This window comes from Kitasatospora sp. SUK 42 (assembly GCF_015776785.2).
GTDB lineage: Bacteria > Actinomycetota > Actinomycetes > Streptomycetales > Streptomycetaceae > Kitasatospora.
On sequence record NZ_LFMD02000003.1, the window covers coordinates 820,307 to 840,761 of the forward strand.

A 20,455-nucleotide genomic window follows, 5' to 3' on the forward strand; every position below is an offset into this window, starting at 1 on the left:
CCCTCCGCCGAGCCCCCGGGGGCCTTTCGAACGCCCATCGTACGGACGGATTCCGGCCGTTCCCGGCCCCGGGGCACTGAACTCCCGGAACATCCCGGAACACCTCCGGAACGCCCCCCGGAACACCGCCTCACCACCACGCCCCGCCGGGCCGGTCGCGGTGGCCGCGACGGCAAACCCCGATCCGGCGCAATTCTTGGCAAAGTCCGGCGCGGCCCCGAACGTCCCGGTCACGTTGTCCGAAGGGGTGGCGAACGGGCAGGATGGTCGGCTATGACGCACGTGATGGCCAAGGGCGCCAACATCGCACTGCCGGCCGCGGCGGTCCGCGCCGTGCTGCGCTGGAGCGCCACGCCCGGTGCGCCGGACGTGGACGCGTCCGCGCTGCTGCTCGGCGCCAACGGCAAGGTCCGTTCGGACGCCGACTTCGTCTTCTACAACCAGCCGCGCCACCCCTCCGGCCTGGTGCGCCACCTGCCCAAGCAGCAGACCTCCGGCGGCGCCGAGATCATCGACACCGTCGAGGTCGAACTCGCCAAGCTGCCCGCCGAGGTGGACCGGGTGGTGCTGGCCGGCTCCTCCGAGGGCGGCCCGTTCCGCGCCGTCCCGGGGCTGCTGCTACTGCTGTTCGACGCCACGACCGGTGAAGGCGTGCCCCCGGTCGCCGAGTTCGCGATCGCCGACGCCGAGAACGTCACCGCCCTGGTCGCGGGCGAGCTCTACCGGCGCGACGGCGCCTGGAAGTTCCGGGCGATCGGCCAGGGTTACACCTCCGGGCTGATCGGCCTGGCCACCGACTTCGGCATCACCGTCGACGACGAGGCGGACGCCCCCGAGGCGCAGCCGTCTGACCCGGCGTCCGCGTCCGCCGCCGCCCCCGCCGGCACGGTCGACCCCCGCGCCACCCCGCACCCGGTCGCGCCCGAGCCCGGCACCTTCACCCTGGCCCCGGCCGTCCCGCCGACCCAGCCACCGGCACCGGCCCAGCCCCCGACCGCCCCGCTGTCCCAGCCGCCGGCGCCGGCACCGGCCGCCGCCGCGAGCGGCCCCTCGACGCCGCCGCCCACCGCACCGCCGACCCCGCCCCCGCCGGTGGCCCCGCCCACCATGCCCCCGAACGTCCCGCCGGCCCCGACCGCGCCCCCGGCCCAGCAGCCGGGCACCGGCTACGGCTACCCCCAGCAGCAGCCCCGGCCCGACAGCGGTTACGGCTACCCGCAGCAGCAGCCCTCGACCGGCTACGACCACCCGCAGCCCAACCAGCCGTACCAGCAGCCCCAGCCCCAACCCCAACCCCAGCCGGGCACCGGTTACGGCTACCCCCAGCAGCAGCCCTCGACCGGCTACGGCTACCCGCAGCCCGGCACCGGCCAGCAGCCGCCCGTCCCCCCGCAGCCCCCGGCGCCGGCCGCCGAGGAGTTCGCCCTGCCCCCGCAGGGCCCGCAGTTCCAGCCCCACTGACCGCCCGCGCGCCCCGCCGCCCCTGGAAGCCTGCGGGGCCGGCGAGGCCAGCGGGTCCGGCGGGTCCGGCGGGTCCGGCGGGTCCGGCGAGGCCAACGAAGCCGGCGAGGCCTGCGGAGCCGCCCCGGGTCAGTCGCCCTGCTGGTTCTTGTACCCCCGCTGCCACTGCATCCCGAACCCGTACAGCCGGTCGATGTCCGCCTGGAACCCGTTGACGTACCGCACCTCGCGGCGCACCGTCAGCTGGTTGTCCCCCGCGTTCTCGATCAGCACCACCGCGCAGGAGCGCGCTGCCCGGGCCCGCTCGTCCAGCTTGATCTCGATCCGCGGCCCGGTCTGCGGCACGATCGTCACCACCGCGTGGGTCTGTTCGAAGGCCGGGGTGCCGTCGTAGATGTAGACGAAGATCAGCAGCCGTTTGAACTTGTCCTTCTTCTCCAGGTTCACGTACATCGTCTCGCCGGACGGCGCCCCGTACTGGTCGTCGCCGCTGAGCTTGATGTACGGCGCCTCGCGCAGGTCGCCGAAGAGGTTTCCGAGCGGCTGCACCACCCCCCGGCTGCCGTCGGAGAGTTCGTACATGCAGGCCAGGTCGAGGTCGACGTTCATCGGCTCGCTGTTCTGCGGCGAGTCCGGCTCCTGCGGGCTCAGGATCCGCGTGCTGAAGAAGCGCCGGACGGTGTCCCGGGTGCTGGGCCGGGTGGCGCCCGAGCGCATGGTCCAGTGCAGGTTGACGTAGAGGTAGCCGGTCGTGGCCGCCGAGCCGGTGATCGCGTGCTGCGGCGCCGACTTGGTGAGCGTGACCTTGTGCTGAGCGCCGGGGTTGTCGAAGGTGTAGCTCTTCTCCCCGCGCAGGTACTCCCAGATCGAGACCATCGAGTCCTCTCCCCCTGCCTCCGTCGGGCGATCTGACGATCCGCCGGTCCATGATCGGGCATCGGCCCGGCCGACGGATACCCGAACTCCCACTTCCCTACCCCCGACGGGCCGCTCACGCGCACCCTGAAAGCGAACCGGAGCGCGAACCGCAACGCGGGCCGCAACGCGAACCGGAACACGGTCCGGAGGGTCGATTGGCCCTGAGAAGCCGCCCTCCCGTAACATGCCGCCCCTTCGGACGCGATATCGTCTAGCCGCACAGGTGTCCCGCCCGCCCCTGCGCGGGCGCTGCGGGCATGCCGTGCGGCGACGAACGAACCGTCAGGCAGTGCCCGCACGGCGGGACCTGACCGCCTGTGTCGCACCGTGAACCCGTCCCCTGCGGAAACCCGAGGCCCGACCCGCAATGAACCTGACCTCCATACAGCTGGTCTGGACCGTCGTCGGCGGCGTAGCCCTGCTGTTCGTCGCCATCCTGATGGCGACGCTACGTTTCAAGAGCTCGAAGAAGGACGAGTCCGGCGACTCCTGGGAGCGCAGCGAGGAGCGCCGCCGCCGCAAGGAGATGATCTACGGCATCTCCTCGTACACGCTGCTGTTCTGCTGCGCCGGCGTCGCGGCCGCCCTGTCCTTCCACGGCCTGGTGGGCTTCGGCATCGAGAACCTGGGCCTGTCCAACGGCTGGGAGTACCTCGTCCCGTTCGGCCTGGACGGCGCCGCGATGTTCTGCTCGGTGCTCGCCGTCCGCGAGGCCAGCCACGGTGACGCCGCGCTCGGCTCCCGTCTCCTGGTCTGGGTGTTCGCGATCGCCTCGGCCTGGTTCAACTGGGTGCACGCCCCGCGCGGCCTGGGCCACGCCGGCGCCCCGCAGTTCTTCTCCGGCATGTCGATCTCGGCGGCGATCCTGTTCGACCGCGCGCTGAAGCAGACCCGCAAGGCCGCCCTGCGCGAGCAGGGCCTCGTCCCGCGCCCGCTGCCGCAGATCCGCATCGTCCGCTGGCTGCGCGCCCCGCGCGAGACCTACGCGGCCTGGTCGCTGATGCTGCTGGAGAACGTCCGCAGCCTGGACGAGGCCGTCGAGGAGGTGCGCGAGGAGCGTCAGGCGAAGCAGGACGCCAAGGTGCGCGCCCGCAGCGCCGACCGCCGCGAGCGGGCCGAGATGAAGGCCATCTCCCGTCAGAGCGGCATGCTCGCCCGGGCCCGCGGCGGGCGCCAGGTGCCCGCGCTCACGGCTGCCGGAGACGGCCCGACCGCTACGGAGCCTGCCCTAGCCGCCGAGAGCGACCGCACCTCCTCCACCGCCTCGGACCTCTTCTCCGACTCGCTGCCGCTGGAGCCGTCCGCCCTGGACGCCACGCGCCGCCCGCGTGCCGCCGTCGGTTCGTCCTTCTCCTCCTCGTCCACCGGCTCCTCCTCGGCCCGCCGCAGCTCGACCATCGACCTGACGGCCGACGACGACACCCTGTCGATGCCGAAGCTGGACTCGCTGGAGCGCAAGCTGCGCGCGATCGAGCAGCAGCTCGGCTGATCCCCGCCCCGGACAGGGACCGGGCAGGGACCGAAGGACGGCGCCCGAACAGAGGCAGAGCCCGGACAAGGGCAACAAGGGCAACAAGGGCAGAGCCCGAACAGACGAACGGCCGCCCCCGGAACCCCGGGGGCGGCCGTTCCGCGTACGTGCCCGGCTACCTGCTGCCGACCAGCTCCCGCTCCTCCGCCGCGGCCTCCCGCCGGTTGCGCAGGACGGACGAGCCGAGCGCCAGCCCGATGAAGGCGACGCCGATCAGACCGGTGACGATCTCCGGGATGTGGTACTTGATCCCGACCAGCAGGATCACCGCCAGCGCCCCGATCGCGTAGTGCGCGCCGTGCTCCAGGTAGACGTAGTCGTCCAGGGTGCCCTTGCGGACCAGGAAGACGGTCAGCGAGCGGATGTACATCGCGCCGATGCCGAGGCCCAGGGTGATCTGGAAGATGTCGTTGGAGATGGCGAAGGCGCCGACCACGCCGTCGAAGGAGAACGAGGCGTCCAGGACCTCCAGGTAGAGGAAGAGGAAGAACGCGGCCTTGCCGGCGACCTGGACGATCGACTTGCCGGACTTCTCCGCCTCCTCCTCGCGCTCGGCCTCCTCCTCCAGGCCCGACTCGAAGATCGAGGAGAGGCCGCCGACGGCGAGGTAGGTGATCAGGCCGAGGACGCCCGCGAGCAGCACGGTCTCCGCGTGCTCGGCGGCGAAGAAGCGGGAGGCCACCACCAGCGCGACGAGGGCGACGACGCTGGAGAGGGCGTCCAGCCTGCCCACCTTCTCCAGCGGGCGCTCCAGCCAGCCCAGCCAGTTGTGCTCCTTCTCGTCGAACACGAAGTCGAGGAAGATCATCAGCAGGAAGACGCCGCCGAAGGCCGCGATGGCCGGGTTGGCCGCCTCCAGGTACTGGCCGTAGGTGAGGCCGTCGTGGGTCTTGTCGGAGTGCAGCGCGAGGTCGACGACCGTCGCCGGGTTGAGCTTCGCGGTCAGGCCGACGACCAGGAGCGGGAAGACCAGCCGCATCCCGAAGACGGCGATCAGCACACCGACCGTCAGAAAGATCCTCTGCCAGTACGGGTTCATCCGCTTCAGCACGGTGGCGTTGACCACCGCGTTGTCGAAGGACAGGGAGATCTCCAGGATGGAGAGGATCAGCACGATGCCGAAGCCTTGGGCCCCCCAGAGCAGTCCGGCCGCGATCAGGCCGATGGCGGTGATCGCGAACGACCAGCCGAATGTGCGGAGGAACACGGGAGTTGGCTACCTTTCGGGTTCTGGCCGTGCCGGGGTCGGCCTTGTCCCGAGGCACCCGACCGGGCCCGGCCCGGTCAGGTCACCCCCGCACTGCCCTCTGTTCTCATGATCGTTGGTCGGGTGCGATAAGTCCGATTTACGCCCTTACTGTACGTTGACGCCGAAGTCGAGGGCGATGCCGCGCAGGCCGGAGGCGTAGCCCTGGCCCACCGCGCGGAACTTCCACTCGCCCGCGTACCGGTACAGCTCGCCGAAGATCATCGCGGTCTCGCTGGACGCGTCCTCGGACAGGTCGTAGCGCGCGATCTCCTCGCCGTCGACGGAGTTGACGACCCGGATGTACGCGTTGCGCACCTGGCCGAAGTTCTGCAGCCGGGGCTCCGCGTCGTAGATCGAGACCGCGAAGACCACCTTGTCCGCCTGGGCCGGGACCAGCTCCAGGTTGACCAGGACCAGCTCGTCGTCACCCGCCTCGTCGCCCCCGGTGAGGTTGTCGCCCTGGTGCTCCACCGAACCCTCGGGGCTCTTCAGGTTGTTGTAGAAGACGAAGTACTCGTCGCCGAGCACTCGCCCGCCACCGCAGATCAGGGCACTCGCATCGAGGTCGAACGGGGCGCCCGTGGTCGAACGGGCGGACCAGCCGAGGCCGATCTGGACCTGCGTCAGGTTCGGCGCGGCCTTGGTGAGCGAGACGTTCCCGCCCTTGGCGAGCGTGACCACCATGGTGTTCTTCCTCCCTTGCTTCTCCCGGGGCGCCTTCAAGGTGTAGTCCCCCGCGGCCCCGGCCGGCCCGCTTTGGCCGGCTGAACTTCCTGAACTCACATCCTCGCAGCGCACCGGACCCCGACGAAGCCGGGGCGGCCCCGGACCACGAAGGTCCGGGGCCGCCCCGGGGGACCGGCGTGCGCCGGTGCGGGCTCCGGCGTCCGCCGGAAGGCCCTGGGTACCGCGGACTCAGACGTTGACGCCGAAGTCCTGGGCGATGCCGCGCAGGCCGGAGGCGTAGCCCTGGCCGATGGCGCGGAACTTCCACTCGCCGCCGTTGCGGTACAGCTCGCCGAAGACCATCGCGGTCTCGGTGGAGGCGTCCTCGGACAGGTCGTAGCGGGCCAGCTCCGCGTTGTCGGCCTGGTTCACCACGCGGATGAACGCGTTGCGGACCTGGCCGAAGTTCTGGCCGCGGCTCTCGGCGTCGTAGATCGACACCGGGAAGACGATCTTCTGCACGTCGCCGGGAACGCCCGCCAGGTTGACCTTGATCGCCTCGTCGTCGCCCTCGCCCTCACCCGTGCGGTTGTCACCGGTGTGCTCGACCGAGCCGTCCGGGCTCTTCAGGTTGTTGAAGAACACGAAGTTGCCGTCCGAGGCGACCTTGCCCTGGTCGTTGCAGAGCAGGGCGCTGGCGTCCAGGTCGAAGTCCGTCCCGGTGGTGGTCCGGACGTCCCAGCCCAGACCGACGACGACGGCCTGGAGCCCCGGGGCCTCCTTGGTGAGCGAGACGTTGCCGCCCTTGCTGAGGCTGACTCCCACTTGTCCTCCAAGAATCGGGAGGCACGCCTGGTGCCCCCGCGGTGGTGCGGTTCGGGGCGCCGACCGCCGAAATCGGACGTACGCCCCACTCCGCCAACGGGCCGAGCGTAGTGCCCGGTTCCCGTACACACCGCTGAACGGGGCGGGGCCGGGGTGTCAGAGGGCCGCCAGGACCTTCAGGTACTCCTGCTCGTCCCGGGCGTCCGGGAGGCCGTTGACGACGCTCCAGCGCACCGTGCCGGCCCGGTCGATCACGAAGGTGCCGCGCAGCGGGCAGCCCCTCTCCTCGTCCAGCACGCCGTAGGCGCGGGTCACCTCGCCGTGCGGCCAGAAGTCGGCGAGCAGCGGGAACTCCAGGCCCTCCCGGTCGGCGAAGACCCGCTGGCCGAACTGCGAGTCGCAGGAGACGCCGAGCACCTGGACGCCGTCGTTCTGCAGCCCGGCCAGCTCCCGCTGGATCGCGCCCAGCTCGCCGGTGCACACCCCGGTGAAGGCGAACGGGTAGAAGACCAGGACGACGTGCTTCTCGCCGCGGAAGTCGGAGAGCCTGACGGCCTCCCCGTGCTGGTCGTTGAGCTCGAAGTCCGGAGCCGGGGTGCCGACCTCGATGGCCATGGGCGGGACCTTTCTGACGCGGGCGGGCCGCGCGGCGGGCACGGCAGGCCACATCCTCGCATCCGTTTACGGGCGTTCGGCCGGACGGATGAACCGGTCAGCCGGGTGGCCCACCCCTTTCGCCCTCGGCGAACAGGTGTCGGACGGCCCCGGATCCTGCGCCGAACGGGCCCGGAGCCCGCGCCGGACGGGCCCGGAGCCCGCGCCGAACGGGCCCGGAGCCCGCGCCGGACGGGCCCGCGCAAAGCGCCGGGCCCCGCCGGAGGAGATCCTCCGGCGGGGCCCGGCGCGGGTGCTACAACCCGTTCAGCGCTTGCCGCCGCCCTTGGCCGTGGACTTGGTGGCGAGGCGGGTGGCCGCCCAGTCCTTGGCGATCGCGATCGAGCTGGTCTGCGAGAGGCCGGCGGTCTTGGCCGCGTCCGCGATGTCGGAGGCCTCGATGTGGCCGTCCCGGCCGGTCTTGGGCGTCAGCAGCCAGATGAGACCGCCCTCGGCCAGGTACTCCAGGGCATCGACGAGGGAGTCGGTGAGATCCCCGTCGTCGTCGCGGTGCCACAGCAGGACGGCGTCGGCGACGTCGTCGTAGTCCTCGTCGACGAGATCCGTCCCGGTGATCTCCTCGATGCCCTCGCGGAGATCCTGGTCAGTGTCGTCGTCGTACCCCAGCTCCTGGACGATCTGGCCCTCTTCGAAGCCGAGACGGGTCGCCGGGTTGGACTTGTCCGCGGGGTCCGCGGTCGCGCTCACGGGAATAACCTCCAGTATTCGGCTCGGCGTCCATGCCGAGGCTGTGGCCGTAGTCCACACGGGCGCGGCGGTTCGCGCAAGTACCCGACCGCCGATCCCCTCCAAAGGTTGACGTGTCGCACCGGGACACGCCGGTCGGCGTGTCGGGAATCACACCGATTTGCCCTTCTCTGCGTGGGACAAGGATGCTTCGGGTGGTCCCGGCCCACAGGACGTACGCATGCCCGAGATGCGAACGGCTTTCGGGTCCGCGCGTGCGCGGGCGTAGAGTCTCCTGTTGGCCCTCACCCCGGCCGCCCGCCATCGGGCGGACGGGACACCAGGTCGGACCACCTCTTTTCGTAACACCCGGGGGTGTGCGAGGCGGGCGAAGACGCCCAAACCGCACACCGCCAGACCGTCCCGCCCACCAGGCGGAACGGTTACCGATCGGTAGAGATGACGGATCTCCGAGCGCGGTAGCACGATGGAGGCGGCGCGACACACCTCAGTTTCGACCGACAGTGAAGGAACAGCGTGGCTTCCGGATCCGATCGCAACCCGATCATCATTGGCGGCCTTCCGAGTCAGGTCCCGGACTTCGATCCCGAGGAGACCGCGGAATGGCTGGAGTCGCTCGATGCGGCCATCGACGAGCGGGGGCGTGAGCGTGCCCGTTACCTGATGCTGCGGCTGATCGAGCGCGCCCGCGAGAAGCGTGTCGCCGTGCCCGAGATGCGCAGCACGGACTACGTCAACACCATCGCGACCAAGGACGAGCCGTTCTTCCCCGGCAACGAGGAGATCGAGCGCAAGATCCTCAACGCGACCCGCTGGAACGCGGCCGTCATGGTCTCCCGGGCGCAGCGCCCGGGCATCGGCGTCGGTGGCCACATCGCCACCTTCGCCTCCTCCGCGTCGCTGTACGACGTCGGCTTCAACTACTTCTTCCGCGGCAAGGACGCCGAGGGCGAGTCCGGCGACCAGGTCTTCTTCCAGGGCCACGCCTCCCCCGGCATCTACGCCCGCGCCTTCCTCCTGGACCGGCTCAGCGAGCAGCAGCTCGACGCCTTCCGCCAGGAGAAGTCGAAGGCGCCGTACGGCCTGTCCAGCTACCCGCACCCGCGGCTGATGCCGGACTTCTGGGAGTTCCCGACCGTCTCGATGGGCCTCGGCCCGCTCGGCGCGATCTACCAGGCCCGGATGAACCGCTACCTGGAGCACCGCGGCATCAAGGACACCTCCGACTCGCAGGTCTACGCCTTCCTCGGCGACGGCGAGATGGACGAGCCCGAGTCGCTGGGCCAGCTGTCCCTGGCCGCCCGTGAGGGCCTGGACAACCTGACCTTCGTGGTCAACTGCAACCTGCAGCGCCTGGACGGCCCGGTCCGCGGCAACGGCAAGATCATCCAGGAGCTGGAGTCCCAGTTCCGGGGTGCCGGCTGGAACGTGATCAAGCTCATCTGGGACCGCAGCTGGGACCCGCTGCTCGCGCAGGACCGCGACGGCGTCCTGGTGAACAAGATGAACACCACGCCGGACGGCCAGTTCCAGACGTACGCCACCGAGACCGGTGACTACATCCGCGAGCACTTCTTCGGCAGCGACCTGCGCCTGCGCGCGATGGTCGAGAACATGACCGACCAGCAGATCCAGCACCTGGGCCGCGGCGGCCACGACCACAAGAAGGTCTACGCCGCGTTCAAGGCGGCCCGCGAGCACAAGGGCCAGCCGACCGTCATCCTCGCCCAGACGGTCAAGGGCTGGACGCTGGGCCCCAACTTCGAGGGCCGCAACGCCACCCACCAGATGAAGAAGCTGACGGTCGAGGACCTGAAGCGCTTCCGCGACCGGCTGCACCTGCCGATCACCGACAAGCAGCTCGACGAGGGCTACCCGCCCTACTACCACCCGGGCCGCGACTCGGAAGAGATCCAGTACATGCACGACCGCCGCCAGGAGCTGGGCGGCTACGTGCCGACCCGCAAGGTGCGCCCGCGCAAGCTGGAGCTGCCCGGCGACGACGCGTACAAGGCGGTCAAGAAGGGGTCCGGCAACCAGACCATCGCCACCACCATGGCGTTCGTCCGGGTGCTCAAGGACCTCATGCGGGACAAGGGCATCGGCAACCGCTTCGTGCCGATCGCGCCCGACGAGTACCGCACCTTCGGCATGGACTCGCTGTTCCCGTCGGCGAAGATCTACAACCCGCTGGGCCAGACCTACGAGTCGGTCGACCGCGACCTGCTCCTGGCCTACAAGGAGTCGCCGACCGGCCAGATGCTGCACGACGGCATCTCCGAGGCCGGCTGCACCGCCTCGCTGATCGCCGCCGGGTCGTCCTACGCCACCCACGGCGAGCCGCTGATCCCGGTGTACGTCTTCTACTCGATGTTCGGGTTCCAGCGCACCGGCGACCAGTTCTGGCAGATGGCCGACCAGCTGGCCCGCGGCTTCGTCATCGGCGCCACCGCCGGCCGCACCACCCTGACCGGTGAGGGCCTGCAGCACGCCGACGGCCACTCGCACCTGCTGGCCTCGACCAACCCGGGCGTCGTCGCGTACGACCCGGCGTACGGCTTCGAGATCGCGCACATCGTCCAGGACGGTCTGCGCCGGATGTACGGCTCCAGCGCCGAACACCCGCACGGCGAGGACGTGTTCTACTACCTCACCGTCTACAACGAGCCGATCAAGATGCCGGCCGAGCCCGAGAACGTGGACGTCGAGGGCATCCTCAAGGGCCTGTACAAGTACCAGGCCGGCACGGCGGGCCAGATCCCGGCCCAGATCCTCGCCTCCGGCGTGGCGGTGCCGTGGGCCCTGGAGGCCCAGCGCATCCTCGCCGAGGAGTGGAACGTCAAGGCCGACGTCTGGTCCGCGACCTCCTGGAACGAGCTGCGCCGCGACGCGGTGGAGGCCGAGGAGTTCAACCTGCTGCACCCCGAGGAGCAGCAGCGCGTGCCGTACGTCACCCAGAAGCTGCAGGGCGCCGAGGGCCCCGTCGTCGCCGTGTCCGACTGGATGCGCGCGGTGCCGGACCAGATCGCCCGCTGGGTTCCGGGCCAGTACCAGTCGCTGGGCGCCGACGGCTTCGGCTTCGCCGACACCCGTGGCGCGGCCCGTCGCTTCTTCCACATCGACGCCCAGTCGGTCGTCCTGGGCGTGCTCACCGAGCTCGCCAAGCAGGGCAAGATCGAGCGCTCGGCGCTGAAGGACGCGATCGACCGGTACCAGCTGCTGGACGTGACCGCGGCCGACCCGGGTGCCGCCGGCGGCGACGCCTGATCACCCGCTGACGCCTGAAGGGCCGGGCCCCCACCTGGGGGTCCGGCCCTTCGGCGTTGCGCGCCGCCACCCTCGGGCGGCGTGTTCACCACGGCCCGGACAGCACCACCGCCCGGACAGCACCACGGCCCCGGACTCCGAGGAGTCCGGGGCCGTGGTGTAGGGGCGATCAGATGTGCACGGACGGGCCCGCGTCGGTGGTGCCCCGGCGGGTGAGCAGGCCGAGCACGGCGGCGGCGAAGGCCACCACGGCGGCCACCGCGAAGGCGAGCGACATGCCGCTGACGAAGGACTGGTGCACGGCGCCGGCCATCGCGTCCACCGCCTGCTGCGGGGTGCCGGGCGGGGCCGGCGGGGCGATGCCGAGCTGGGCGGCCTGCTTGAGGCCCTCGGCGGACGGGCCCTCGACCGGCGGCAGGCCGGCCTTGGCCCAGTTGCCCGGCAGCACGTCGCCGACCTTGGCGGCCATCAGGGCGCCCAGCACGGCGGTGCCGAGGCTGCCGCCGACCTGCATCGCGGCCTGCTGGAGACCGCCGGCCACGCCGGACAGCTCCAGCGGCGCGTTGCCGACGATGACCTCGGTAGCGCCGACCATGACCGGGCTGATGCCGAGGCCCATCAGGACGAACCAGAGCGACATCACGCCGGTGGAGGAGCCGGTGTCCAGGGTGGACATGCCGAACATCGCGGCGGTGGTGATCAGCATGCCCACCACGATCGGGACGCGCGGGCCGAACCTGCCGATCGCCAGACCGGCCAGCGGCGATCCGATGATCATCATGCCGGTCATCGGCAGCAGGTGGACGCCGGCGTCGACCGGCTTCATGCCGTGCACGTTCTGGAGGTAGAAGGTCACGAAGAAGATCGCGCCGAAGAACGCGAAGGCCATCAGCACCATCAGCAGCACGCCCGCCGACAGCGGCACCGAGCGGAACAGGCTGAGCGGGATCAGCGGCTCCTTCGCCCGGCCCTGCCAGAGCGCGAAGAGCACCATCAGCACCACCGCGCCGCCCAGGAACAGCAGCGTCTTCGCGTCGCCCCAGCCCCACTCGGGGGCCTTGATGATGCCGAAGACCAGCGCGAACATGCCGACCGAGAGCAGCGCGATGCCGGGCAGGTCGAAGGACCTGGCGGCGTTCTCGGCCCGGACGTCCCTGAGGATCCACAGGCCCAGGCCCAGCGCGATCAGGCCGACCGGGATGTTGATGAAGAAGACCGACTCCCAGTTGACGTGCTCGACCAGCAGGCCGCCGACGATCGGGCCGGCCGCGGTGGAGGCGCCGATCACCCCGCCCCAGATGCCGATCGCCATGTTGAGCTTCTCGGCCGGGAAGGCCCCGCGCAGCAGGCCGAGCGCGGCCGGCTGGAGCAGTGCGCCGAACAGGCCCTGGAGGACGCGGAAGGCGATGACGGTCTGGATGTTGCCGGCGAAGCCGATCGCGGCCGAGGTGGCGGCGAAGCCGACCGCGCCGACCAGGAAGGTGGTCTTGTGGCCGAAGCGGTCGCCGATCTTGCCGGCCGTGATCAGGAAGACCGCGAGGGCCAGCAGGTAACCGCTGGTGACCCACTGGATCTCCGAGGGCGCGGCGTGCAGCTTCTCCTGGATCACCGGGTTGGCGATGGCGACGATCGTGCCGTCCAGCGCGACCATCATCACGCCGACGGCGACGGTCAGCAGGGTCAGCCAGGGGTGCCCCTTGAGCCCTCCCCCGGACGGCGGATTCAGCGGCGGCGGCGCGTCCGCCTCCGAGTTCTTGACGACGGACTGACTCATCTGTGCCCTCCGGGGGCGTCACGACGATCTAGGCATGGCCGTGGCGCTGCGACGACCCACCCGTCCCCACGAGTGCCCGGCCGACGAGCGCCACTTCCGGCAGATTATGTCAGCCCCTGACATTCGGCAAACGATGACTTCTGACCTGCACTGACATTTGTCAGGCCGCTATGGTTGACCTCACACCCGCCACACCAGCGCTCCGGAGGGCCCCTGCCATGGCCGCTCGCACCCCCCGCCCCGTCCGCCCCCCGGAAGACCTCTGCCGGGCGCCCGGACTGCGCGAGCGGAAGAAGCAGCAGACCCGGGACGCCCTGGTCCAGGCCGCCCACGGGCTCTTCCTCAGCCAGGGCTTCGCCCGGACCACCGTCGACGAGATCGCCTCCGCCGTGGACGTCTCCCAGCGCACCTTCTTCCGCTACTTCGCCAACAAGGACGAGGTCGCGCTCGCCGTCCTGGCCGACGCCGAGGACTACTTCATCGAGTGCCTGCGCAACCGCCCGGCCGAGGAGCTCCCGCTCCAGGCCCTGCGCGCCTCGATCGTCAAGTCCTGGCGCGACCTCGGGAACGCGCAGCCCTCCGGCCCCGGCTCGATCAACAGCGCCCTCGAACTCCTGCGGATGATCGAGGACTCGCCCCCGCTCATCGCCGCCCACCTGCGCCGGGTCACCGAGCAGGAACGGCTGGTCGTCCAGGTGCTCGCCGAGCGCGAGGGGGTGGACCCGGTCCAGGACCTGCGGCCGACCGTGCTCGCCGCCGTCTTCGGCAGCCTGCTGCGCTCCGCCCACCTGTCCTGGACCGCCGAGCAGGAGCCGGCCGGCCCGGAGGGCATGGTCGCCCTGATCGAGCGCCACTTCGACCACCTCGGCCCGGCCCTGGCCGGCCACTGGCACGACCCCGCGCAGGACGGGGCGCAGGACCAGGCGTAGGACCAGGCGTAGGACCGGACGTCATACCGGGGTATCACCCGCTACCCCGGCAGCCCCCGCGATCTCGCGCTCCGGACCGACGACCGACCCGGGCCCGCCCTCCTAGGCTGGCCCGCGATGAAGACACCCACCACAGCCGACGCCCGCGGGTACGCCGGCCGCCACCTGCGCGCCCTGCGGCACCACCTGACCACCCCCAGCGACGACCACACCCCCCTGCTCGGGAACTCCCGCCGCCCCTGGGTGCGGCGGCTGCCGTACGCCCTCGCGCTGATCCTCCAGACCTCGCTGATCCCTTCCGGGATCGCCACCCTGGTCGGCTTCTACGGCCTGGTGCTCCCGGTGGCCGGCGCCCTCACCATCGCCCAGACCACGCCGCTGTTCCTCGCCATCACCCGGCCGCTGGCCGCCTGGTGGATCAGCGCCGCCACCCTGGTCACCACCGCGGTCATCACCGCCCGCCACCACCAGGTGATGGGCAGCTGGCCGTGGACCGCGCCGATGATCATCTCGTACGTGTTCCTGCTGCTCGCCCTCGCGCTGCGGGAGAGCCGGGCCACCCTCGTCTCGGTCTGGGTCGCCACCATCCTGCTCACCATGCTCACCACCACGCTCAGCCTGCCCCACGCCGGCGACGGCACCACCGTGCTGCTGATCGCGCTCAGCGGCGCCGTGCTGCTGCTCGGCTGGGCCGTCCGGGACCGCGCCGAGGCCCGCCGGCTGCTCACCGAGCAGGAGCACATCAGCGAGGTCGAACGCGAGCGGCGCACCCTGCTGGAGGAACGCGCCCGGATCGCCCGCGAGTTGCACGACGTGGTCGCCCACCACATGTCGGTGATCGCCGTGCAGGCCGCCAGCGCGCCGTACCGGATCGGCGACGTCCCGGCCGACGCCGCCGAGGAGTTCACCGCGATCGCCGGCACCGCGCGCGAGTCGCTGGCCGAGATGCGGCGGCTGCTCGGGGTGCTGCGCAGCGAGGAGTCCGCCGGGGAGAAGGCCCCGCAGCCCGGGGTGGGCCAACTCGCCCAGCTGGTCGAGACGGTGGGGCGGGCCGGGGTGCCCGCCGAGCTGACCGTGGACGAGGGGCTGGCCGAGCGGGTGCCGCAGGCCATCGGCCTGTCGGTGTACCGGATCGTGCAGGAGGCGCTGGCCAACGTCGTCCGGCACGCCCCCGGCGCGCGCACCTGGGTGTCGCTCTCGGCGGACGGCCCGGAGCTGCGGCTGACCGTGGTCAACGCGCCCCCGCCGGAGCGCACCGAGTCGCTGGAGGCCTCGGCCGAGGGCACCGGGCAGGGCCTGGTCGGAATGCGGGAACGCGTACGGCTGGTCGATGGCAGGCTGGACACCGGCCCGCTGCCGGACGGCGGCTTCAAGGTGGCCGCCGTCCTGCCGCTCCACCCCACCCCCCGGGAGACACCCGCATGACCATCCGCGTGATCATCGTCGACGACCAGGGCATGGTGCGGGCCGGATTCGCCGCCCTGCTCAACGCCCAGAGCGACATCGACGTGGTGGGGGACGCGGCGGACGGCGCCCAGGCCCTGGAGGTCGTCGGCCGCACCCACCCGGACGTGGTACTGATGGACGTCCGGATGCCCGTCATGGACGGCCTGGAGGCGGCCCGGCGCCTCCTCGACCCAGCCACCGGCCCACGAGGAGGGGGCGGCGCCCACCGGCCCAAGGTGCTGATGCTGACCACCTTCGACGTGGACGACTACGTGTACGAGGCGCTGCGCGCCGGGGCCAGCGGCTTCCTGCTCAAGGACGCCCCGCCGGCCGACCTGATAGCCGCGGTCCGGGTGGTCGCGGCCGGCGAGGCGCTGCTCGCCCCCTCGGTGACCCGGCGGCTGATCGAGGACTTCGCCCGCACCCGCCCGGCCCGGCGCCGCGACCCCAAGGTGCGGCTCAACGGCCTGACCCCGCGCGAGACCGAGGTGCTGGAGCTGATCGCCCGCGGCCTGTCCAACCAGGAGATCGCCACGAAGCTGGTGCTCGCCGAGCAGACCGTCAAGACCCACATCGGGCGCATCCTCGCCAAGCTCGACCTGCGCGACCGCGCTCAGGCGGTGGTACTGGCCTACGAGTCCGGCCTGGTGACGCCCGGCCAGTAGCTGATACCCGGGTAGCACCCGGGAGTTGGCCCCGCGGTGTGACGCCCGCGGGGCCGTCGCATTCCTACCTTCCTCTCCGTCGGAAGCCCAACGGACGAGGGAGAGCGGGGACATGCGCAGATTCCGGACCAGGAGAACGATCGCCGCCACCGCGGTGGCGCTGGCGGCGGTGCTCGGCGCGGGCGCCTGGACCGCCGACACCCAGACCGCCGTCACCGGACCGCCGCCCGGCAGCACCGCCTGGACGGCCGACACCGCCCTCGGCCTGCGGCCGCCCGACCCGGCCACCGCGAGTCCGGCCGAAGTCGCCGCCTTCTTCGCCGGGTTGACGCCCGGCGCGCAGGAAGCCCTGGCCGCCCGGCACCCGCTGGTGGTCGGCAACCTGGACGGCGCCCCGGTCGGGCTCCGCTACCACGCCAACGCCCTGGCCCTCGCCGCCGAGCGCACCCGGGAACTCGCCCGGGCCACCGACCCGGCGCTCACCCCCCAGGACCACGAGGCCGCCCGCGCCCGCGCCGAGCGCTACCGCACCCTGCTGGACGGCGACCGCCGGATCCTCGCCTTCGACCCGCGCGGCCGCGGCCAGGTCGCCGAGGTGTTCGGCGATCTCGCCACCGCCCGCCACACCGCCGTGATCGTCCCCGGCTCGGACATCGACCTGCAGAGCTTCGACCGCGCCACCGACCCGTACGGCACCCCGGCCGGCATGGCCCGCGCGCTGCGGCAGGCCACCGACGGGCGGACCGCCGTGATCGCCTGGGCCGGCTACACCACCCCGGTCGGCCTCGGTCTGGACGCCGCCACCGAGGACCTCGCCCGGGCCGGCGCCACCCGCCTCACCCGTCTGCTCGACGGACTCTCCGTCAGCACCGCCCCGCAGGCCCCGGCCACGGTGTTCTGCCACAGCTACGGATCGGTGGTCTGCGGCCTGGCCCACCCGAACCCGGCCCAGGCCTCCGGCGTGGTGGTGCTCGGCTCACCCGGCCTGGGCGTCGACTCGGCCGCCGACCTCGACCCGGGCGTCCCGCTCTGGGCCACCGCCCGCAACGACTCCGACTGGATCGGCGACGTGCCGAACGTCCGGCTGCTCGGCCTCGGCCACGGCGCCGACCCAACCGACCCCGGCTTCGGCGCCCGCCCGGTGCCCGCCACCGGATCCCACGGCCACACCGGCTACTTCGCCCCCGGCACCACCTCGCTCGCCGCCTACGCCGCCATCGCCCTCGGGCGCTGAGCCCGCCCCAGGAAGGAGCACCAGCCATGGCCCACCCCGTCAGCGCCCTGCGCCGCGCCGCCGAGAAGGTCGACGCGAAGACCCCCGAGACCCGCGACCGCGCCCTGGACGGCCTGCGCGCCCTCGCCCTGCTCGCCGTCCCGATCGGGCACTGGATGCTCGGCGGCCTCACCCTCTCCCCCGACGGTGCCCTGCACAACGCCAGCCCGCTCTCCTCGCTCGGCTTCTTCGCCCCGGTCAGCTGGGCGCTCCAGTTGCTCGGGGTGTTCTTCCTGGTCGGCGGCCACTCCTCGGTCCGCTCGCTGGAACGGGCCCGGGAGAAGGGCGTGACGTACGGCGGCTGGCTGCGCGCCCGTACCGTCCGGCTGCTGCGCCCGGTGCTCGGGGTGACGGCGGTCTGGGCGCTGCTGATCCCTCTGCTGCCCCGGCTCGGCGTCTCCGCGGACACCCTGCGCACCGGTGCGACGCTGGTCGTGCAGCCGCTCTGGTACATCGCGGTCTACCTGGCGCTGACCGCGCTCACCCCGCTCTGCGTGGCGTTCGGCCGGCGGCTCGGCGGCTGGTCGGCGGCCCTGCTGGTGGCCGCGGTCGCGGTGGTCGACCTGCTGCGGTACGGGCCGTGGGCCGGGGCGGTGCCCTCCTGGATCGGGCTGCTGAACCTCCTGCCGGGCTGGCTGTTCGGCTACCAGCTGGGCGTGCTGTGGGCGCGGGGACGGCTCGGCCGACCGGCCGCCCGGGTGCTGCTGCTCGGCGGCGGCGCGCTGTTCGCCGTGCTGCTGCTGGTGTTCCACTACCCGGCCAGCATGGTCGGCGTGCCCGGGGTCGAGCGCACCAACTCGCACCCGCCGTCCCTGCTGGTGCTCGCCCTGGCGGCGGTGCAGTGCGGCGCCGCGGTGCTGCTGCGGGAGCGGCTGGGGCGGCTGCTGACCCGCCGTCCGCTGCTGTGGCTGCCGGTGGTGGCGGTCAACCTGTCGGCGATGACGATCTTCTGCTGGCACCAGAGCGCGATGCTCGCGGTGGCGGTGCCCGGCGCGGCCGGCCTGGGCGCCGTCCCGGGGCTGACCACCGCACCGGACTCGCTCGGCTGGGTGGCCGCCCGGCTGGCGCTGCTCCCGCTGTTCGGGGCCGCCCTGGTGGCGATCGGCTGGTTCACCCGGCGCTTCGACGGGCCCTGGACGGCCTTCTCCCGGGTCGGCAAGGCGCTGGCCGCGGCCGCGGCGGCGCTCTTCGCCGCCTACGCGCTGGGCATGGTGTGATCCACGCCGTCGCTCACGCTGCGCGGAGGGGGCGCGGGCCGATCGGCCCGCGCCCCCTCCGGGCGTTCCGCACCAGGGGCGCGTTGTCACTGCCCTGCTCTACCCTGCCGCCATGGTGACGTTCGACGAGTTCCGCGCGCTGGCGCTGGCCCTGCCGGAGGCCGCCCAGGAACCGACCTGGGGCATCGAGACGCTGCGGGTCCGCGGCCGGGTCTTCGCGATGGGCGCGCCCGAGGGCGGGAGCGTCACCGTCAAGGCCTCCCGCGAGGACCAGGCCGAGCTGCTGGCCGCCGAGCCCGAGGTGTTCTCCTTCGCCCCGTACGTCGGGCGGCACGGCTGGGTGAGCGTCCGGCTGGACCTCGTCGATCCGGAGGAGCTGGACGACCTGGTCACCGAGGCCTGGCGGCGCACGGCGCCCAAGCGGCTGGTGCGCGAATTCGACACCCGGAACTCCGGCTAGGGCCTCCGGATCAGCCACTCAAGGACGCCGGAACGACACCCGCGGTTCATGTGATCCATCCCACAGTTTAGGCGTTCCCGTCGCGCCTCCTGGACCCCCTAGGCTTGCGCAGGGAAGTCAGCAGTCCTCTATGCACCCTCCGGGCACCGCCCGCGAAACGGTGAAGGGCCCAAGGGAGTTGGTGCGGTGCGCAACCGTCGGCGCTGGAAGCGGGTACTGATCGGGGCGTTCGCGGGTTGTGCCGTGCTCGCCGACGCCGGCGCCTCCGCGGCCGCGGCCGCGGTCTCCTCCGAGCAGCTGGCGATCTCCACGCCTCCGGCCGGCAGCGCCGCCTGGGTCGAGGACCACTCCTTCGGCCGCTCCCTGCCCGACCCCGCCACCACCAGCCCGGCCTCCGCCGCCGAGTTCTTCGCCTCGCTCGCCCCCACCGAGTTGGACCGGCTGATCAAGGACTACCCGCTGGTCGTCGGCAACTACGACGGCGCCCCGCTGGACCTGCGCTACCGCGCCAACCGCATCGCGCTGGCCAACGAGCGCGACGCCGCCCGGGCCCGCGCGAACGACCACAAGCTGGACGCCGACACCCGTGCGCTGGCCGTCTCCCGCGCCAACGACGTCGACCACCTGCTCGCCCCCGGCCGCCAGATCCTGGCCTTCGACCCGCGCGGCCGCGGCCTGGTCTCCGAGGTGTGGGGCGACCTCGCCGACGCCGAGCGGATCTCCGTCGTCGTCCCCGGCTCCGACGCCGACCTCGGCCACTTCGACCAGAGCGCCGACCCGCTGCGCTCCCCGGCCGGTATGGCCCGCGCCCTGTACACCGAGGAGCGGCACCAGGCGCCGGGCACCCGTACCGCCGTCATCGCCTGGACCGGCTACGTCACCCCCTCCGGCCTCGGCCCGGACGCCGCCACCTCCCGGCTCGCCGACGTCGCCGCCCCCCGGCTGGAGCGGCTGCTCGCCGGGCTCAGGGAGACCACCCGCCCGGACGCGCCCCCGGCGCTGCTCTGCCACTCGTACGGCTCGGTGGTCTGCGGCACCGCCGCCCCGGACATCCCGCGTGCGGCCGCCTCGCCGTCCGACACCTCGGGCATCACCGACATGATGGTGTTCGGCAGCCCCGGCATGGGCGTGCAGTCCACCAGCGAACTGGGCACCGGCGTGCACGTGTGGGCCACCCGCAACCCCAGCGACTGGATCAGCAACGTCCCGTTCCTGGAGGTCGGCAAGCTCGGCCACGGCGCCGACCCGACCGGCAGCGGCTTCGGCGCCGAGCAGATCTCCTCGGCCCGCGCCGCCGGCCACAACGGCTACTTCACCGAGGGCACCGACAGCCTGCACAACTTCGCGGCGATCTCCCTCGGCGACTACCGGAGCGTCATCCGCACCTCTCCCACCTCCTGATCCCGGTGGGA

The 20,455-nt window shown here is 72.2% G+C and carries 17 protein-coding genes; 10 read left to right on the forward strand and 7 right to left on the reverse strand.

Annotation, left to right across the window (positions count from 1 at the left end):
* Nucleotides 1–273 precede the first annotated feature (273 nt).
* A complete protein-coding gene (locus RZ50_RS13355) occupies nt 274–1,461 on the forward strand; it encodes a TerD family protein (RefSeq protein WP_217680528.1) in 1,188 nt (395 codons plus the stop codon).
* Between the two features lie 129 nt (nt 1,462–1,590).
* Here RZ50_RS13355 and RZ50_RS13360 read toward each other — a convergent pair whose 3' ends face one another.
* On the reverse strand, nt 1,591–2,337 hold the full coding sequence (locus tag RZ50_RS13360) for a Tellurium resistance (protein WP_196951074.1): 747 nt from the start codon (nt 2,335–2,337) through the stop codon (nt 1,591–1,593).
* 409 nt (nt 2,338–2,746) lie between these two features.
* On the opposite strand from RZ50_RS13360, the gene RZ50_RS13365 reads away from it, so the two are divergent.
* Entirely contained in the window at nt 2,747–3,868 is a 1,122-nt protein-coding gene (locus RZ50_RS13365) for a DUF2637 domain-containing protein (protein WP_196951073.1), read from the forward strand.
* Between the two features lie 157 nt (nt 3,869–4,025).
* Here the strand turns inward: RZ50_RS13365 and RZ50_RS13370 are convergent, their stop codons facing one another.
* The 5 genes from RZ50_RS13370 to RZ50_RS13390 form a co-directional block, all read right to left on the reverse strand.
* Entirely contained in the window at nt 4,026–5,117 is a 1,092-nt protein-coding gene (locus RZ50_RS13370; protein ID WP_196951072.1) for a DUF475 domain-containing protein, read from the reverse strand.
* A 147-nt stretch (nt 5,118–5,264) separates the two neighbouring features.
* Nucleotides 5,265–5,843: a TerD family protein gene (locus RZ50_RS13375; protein ID WP_196951071.1), complete on the reverse strand. Its 579-nt coding sequence runs from the start codon at nt 5,841–5,843 to the stop codon at nt 5,265–5,267.
* 231 nt (nt 5,844–6,074) lie between these two features.
* Nucleotides 6,075–6,650: a TerD family protein gene (locus RZ50_RS13380; RefSeq protein ID WP_196951070.1), complete on the reverse strand. Its 576-nt coding sequence runs from the start codon at nt 6,648–6,650 to the stop codon at nt 6,075–6,077.
* A gap of 156 nt (nt 6,651–6,806) precedes the next feature.
* Entirely contained in the window at nt 6,807–7,265 is a 459-nt protein-coding gene (locus RZ50_RS13385) for a peroxiredoxin (RefSeq protein WP_196951069.1), read from the reverse strand.
* 306 nt (nt 7,266–7,571) lie between these two features.
* On the reverse strand, nt 7,572–8,012 hold the full coding sequence (locus tag RZ50_RS13390) for a DUF3052 domain-containing protein (RefSeq protein ID WP_196951068.1): 441 nt from the start codon (nt 8,010–8,012) through the stop codon (nt 7,572–7,574).
* Between the two features lie 516 nt (nt 8,013–8,528).
* Between RZ50_RS13390 and aceE the strand changes: the two genes are divergently transcribed.
* Nucleotides 8,529–11,279, forward strand: a complete 2,751-nt coding sequence (aceE, locus tag RZ50_RS13395) for a pyruvate dehydrogenase (acetyl-transferring), homodimeric type (protein ID WP_196951067.1) — start codon at nt 8,529–8,531, stop codon at nt 11,277–11,279.
* 169 nt (nt 11,280–11,448) lie between these two features.
* On the opposite strand, the gene RZ50_RS13400 is transcribed toward aceE, so the two are convergent.
* Nucleotides 11,449–13,053 (reverse strand): MFS transporter, encoded by a 1,605-nt coding sequence (locus RZ50_RS13400; RefSeq protein WP_196951066.1) that lies wholly within the window; start codon nt 13,051–13,053, stop codon nt 11,449–11,451.
* A gap of 218 nt (nt 13,054–13,271) precedes the next feature.
* Between RZ50_RS13400 and RZ50_RS13405 the strand changes: the two genes are divergently transcribed.
* From RZ50_RS13405 to RZ50_RS13435, 7 genes are all read left to right on the forward strand, one after another.
* Entirely contained in the window at nt 13,272–13,982 is a 711-nt protein-coding gene (locus tag RZ50_RS13405) for a TetR/AcrR family transcriptional regulator (protein WP_196951065.1), read from the forward strand.
* 117 nt (nt 13,983–14,099) lie between these two features.
* A complete protein-coding gene (locus RZ50_RS13410) occupies nt 14,100–15,407 on the forward strand; it encodes a sensor histidine kinase (protein ID WP_196951064.1) in 1,308 nt (435 codons plus the stop codon).
* A complete protein-coding gene (locus RZ50_RS13415; RefSeq protein WP_196951063.1) occupies nt 15,404–16,093 on the forward strand; it encodes a response regulator transcription factor in 690 nt (229 codons plus the stop codon). The genes RZ50_RS13410 and RZ50_RS13415 overlap by 4 nt, the downstream gene beginning before the upstream one ends.
* Before the next feature lie 112 nt (nt 16,094–16,205).
* Nucleotides 16,206–17,327 carry an alpha/beta hydrolase gene (locus RZ50_RS13420; protein ID WP_196951062.1) on the forward strand — a complete coding sequence of 374 codons (1,122 nt, stop codon included), beginning with the start codon at nt 16,206–16,208 and terminating at the stop codon, nt 17,325–17,327.
* A gap of 26 nt (nt 17,328–17,353) precedes the next feature.
* Nucleotides 17,354–18,583, forward strand: coding sequence for an acyltransferase (locus tag RZ50_RS13425; protein ID WP_196951061.1), 1,230 nt, complete (start codon nt 17,354–17,356; stop codon nt 18,581–18,583).
* A gap of 112 nt (nt 18,584–18,695) precedes the next feature.
* On the forward strand, nt 18,696–19,043 hold the full coding sequence (locus tag RZ50_RS13430) for an MmcQ/YjbR family DNA-binding protein (protein WP_196951060.1): 348 nt from the start codon (nt 18,696–18,698) through the stop codon (nt 19,041–19,043).
* Nucleotides 19,044–19,229: 186 nt separating this feature from the next.
* Nucleotides 19,230–20,444, forward strand: coding sequence for an alpha/beta hydrolase (locus RZ50_RS13435; protein ID WP_196951059.1), 1,215 nt, complete (start codon nt 19,230–19,232; stop codon nt 20,442–20,444).
* Nucleotides 20,445–20,455: the final 11 nt, after the last annotated feature.

Bases quoted from the DNA above. Each gene is read 5' to 3' on its own strand.
- RZ50_RS13355 (WP_217680528.1), top strand. From the start codon at position 274: ATGACGCACGTGATGGCCAAGGGCGCCAACATCGCACTGCCGGCCGCG.
- RZ50_RS13385 (WP_196951069.1), bottom strand. From the start codon at position 7,265: ATGGCCATCGAGGTCGGCACCCCGGCTCCGGACTTCGAGCTCAACGAC.
- RZ50_RS13405 (WP_196951065.1), top strand. From the start codon at position 13,272: ATGGCCGCTCGCACCCCCCGCCCCGTCCGCCCCCCGGAAGACCTCTGC.
- RZ50_RS13360 (WP_196951074.1), bottom strand. From the start codon at position 2,337: ATGGTCTCGATCTGGGAGTACCTGCGCGGGGAGAAGAGCTACACCTTC.
- RZ50_RS13425 (WP_196951061.1), top strand. From the start codon at position 17,354: ATGGCCCACCCCGTCAGCGCCCTGCGCCGCGCCGCCGAGAAGGTCGAC.
- RZ50_RS13420 (WP_196951062.1), top strand. From the start codon at position 16,206: ATGCGCAGATTCCGGACCAGGAGAACGATCGCCGCCACCGCGGTGGCG.
- RZ50_RS13415 (WP_196951063.1), top strand. From the start codon at position 15,404: ATGACCATCCGCGTGATCATCGTCGACGACCAGGGCATGGTGCGGGCC.
- RZ50_RS13410 (WP_196951064.1), top strand. From the start codon at position 14,100: ATGAAGACACCCACCACAGCCGACGCCCGCGGGTACGCCGGCCGCCAC.
- RZ50_RS13430 (WP_196951060.1), top strand. From the start codon at position 18,696: ATGGTGACGTTCGACGAGTTCCGCGCGCTGGCGCTGGCCCTGCCGGAG.
- RZ50_RS13400 (WP_196951066.1), bottom strand. From the start codon at position 13,053: ATGAGTCAGTCCGTCGTCAAGAACTCGGAGGCGGACGCGCCGCCGCCG.
- RZ50_RS13365 (WP_196951073.1), top strand. From the start codon at position 2,747: ATGAACCTGACCTCCATACAGCTGGTCTGGACCGTCGTCGGCGGCGTA.
- RZ50_RS13375 (WP_196951071.1), bottom strand. From the start codon at position 5,843: ATGGTGGTCACGCTCGCCAAGGGCGGGAACGTCTCGCTCACCAAGGCC.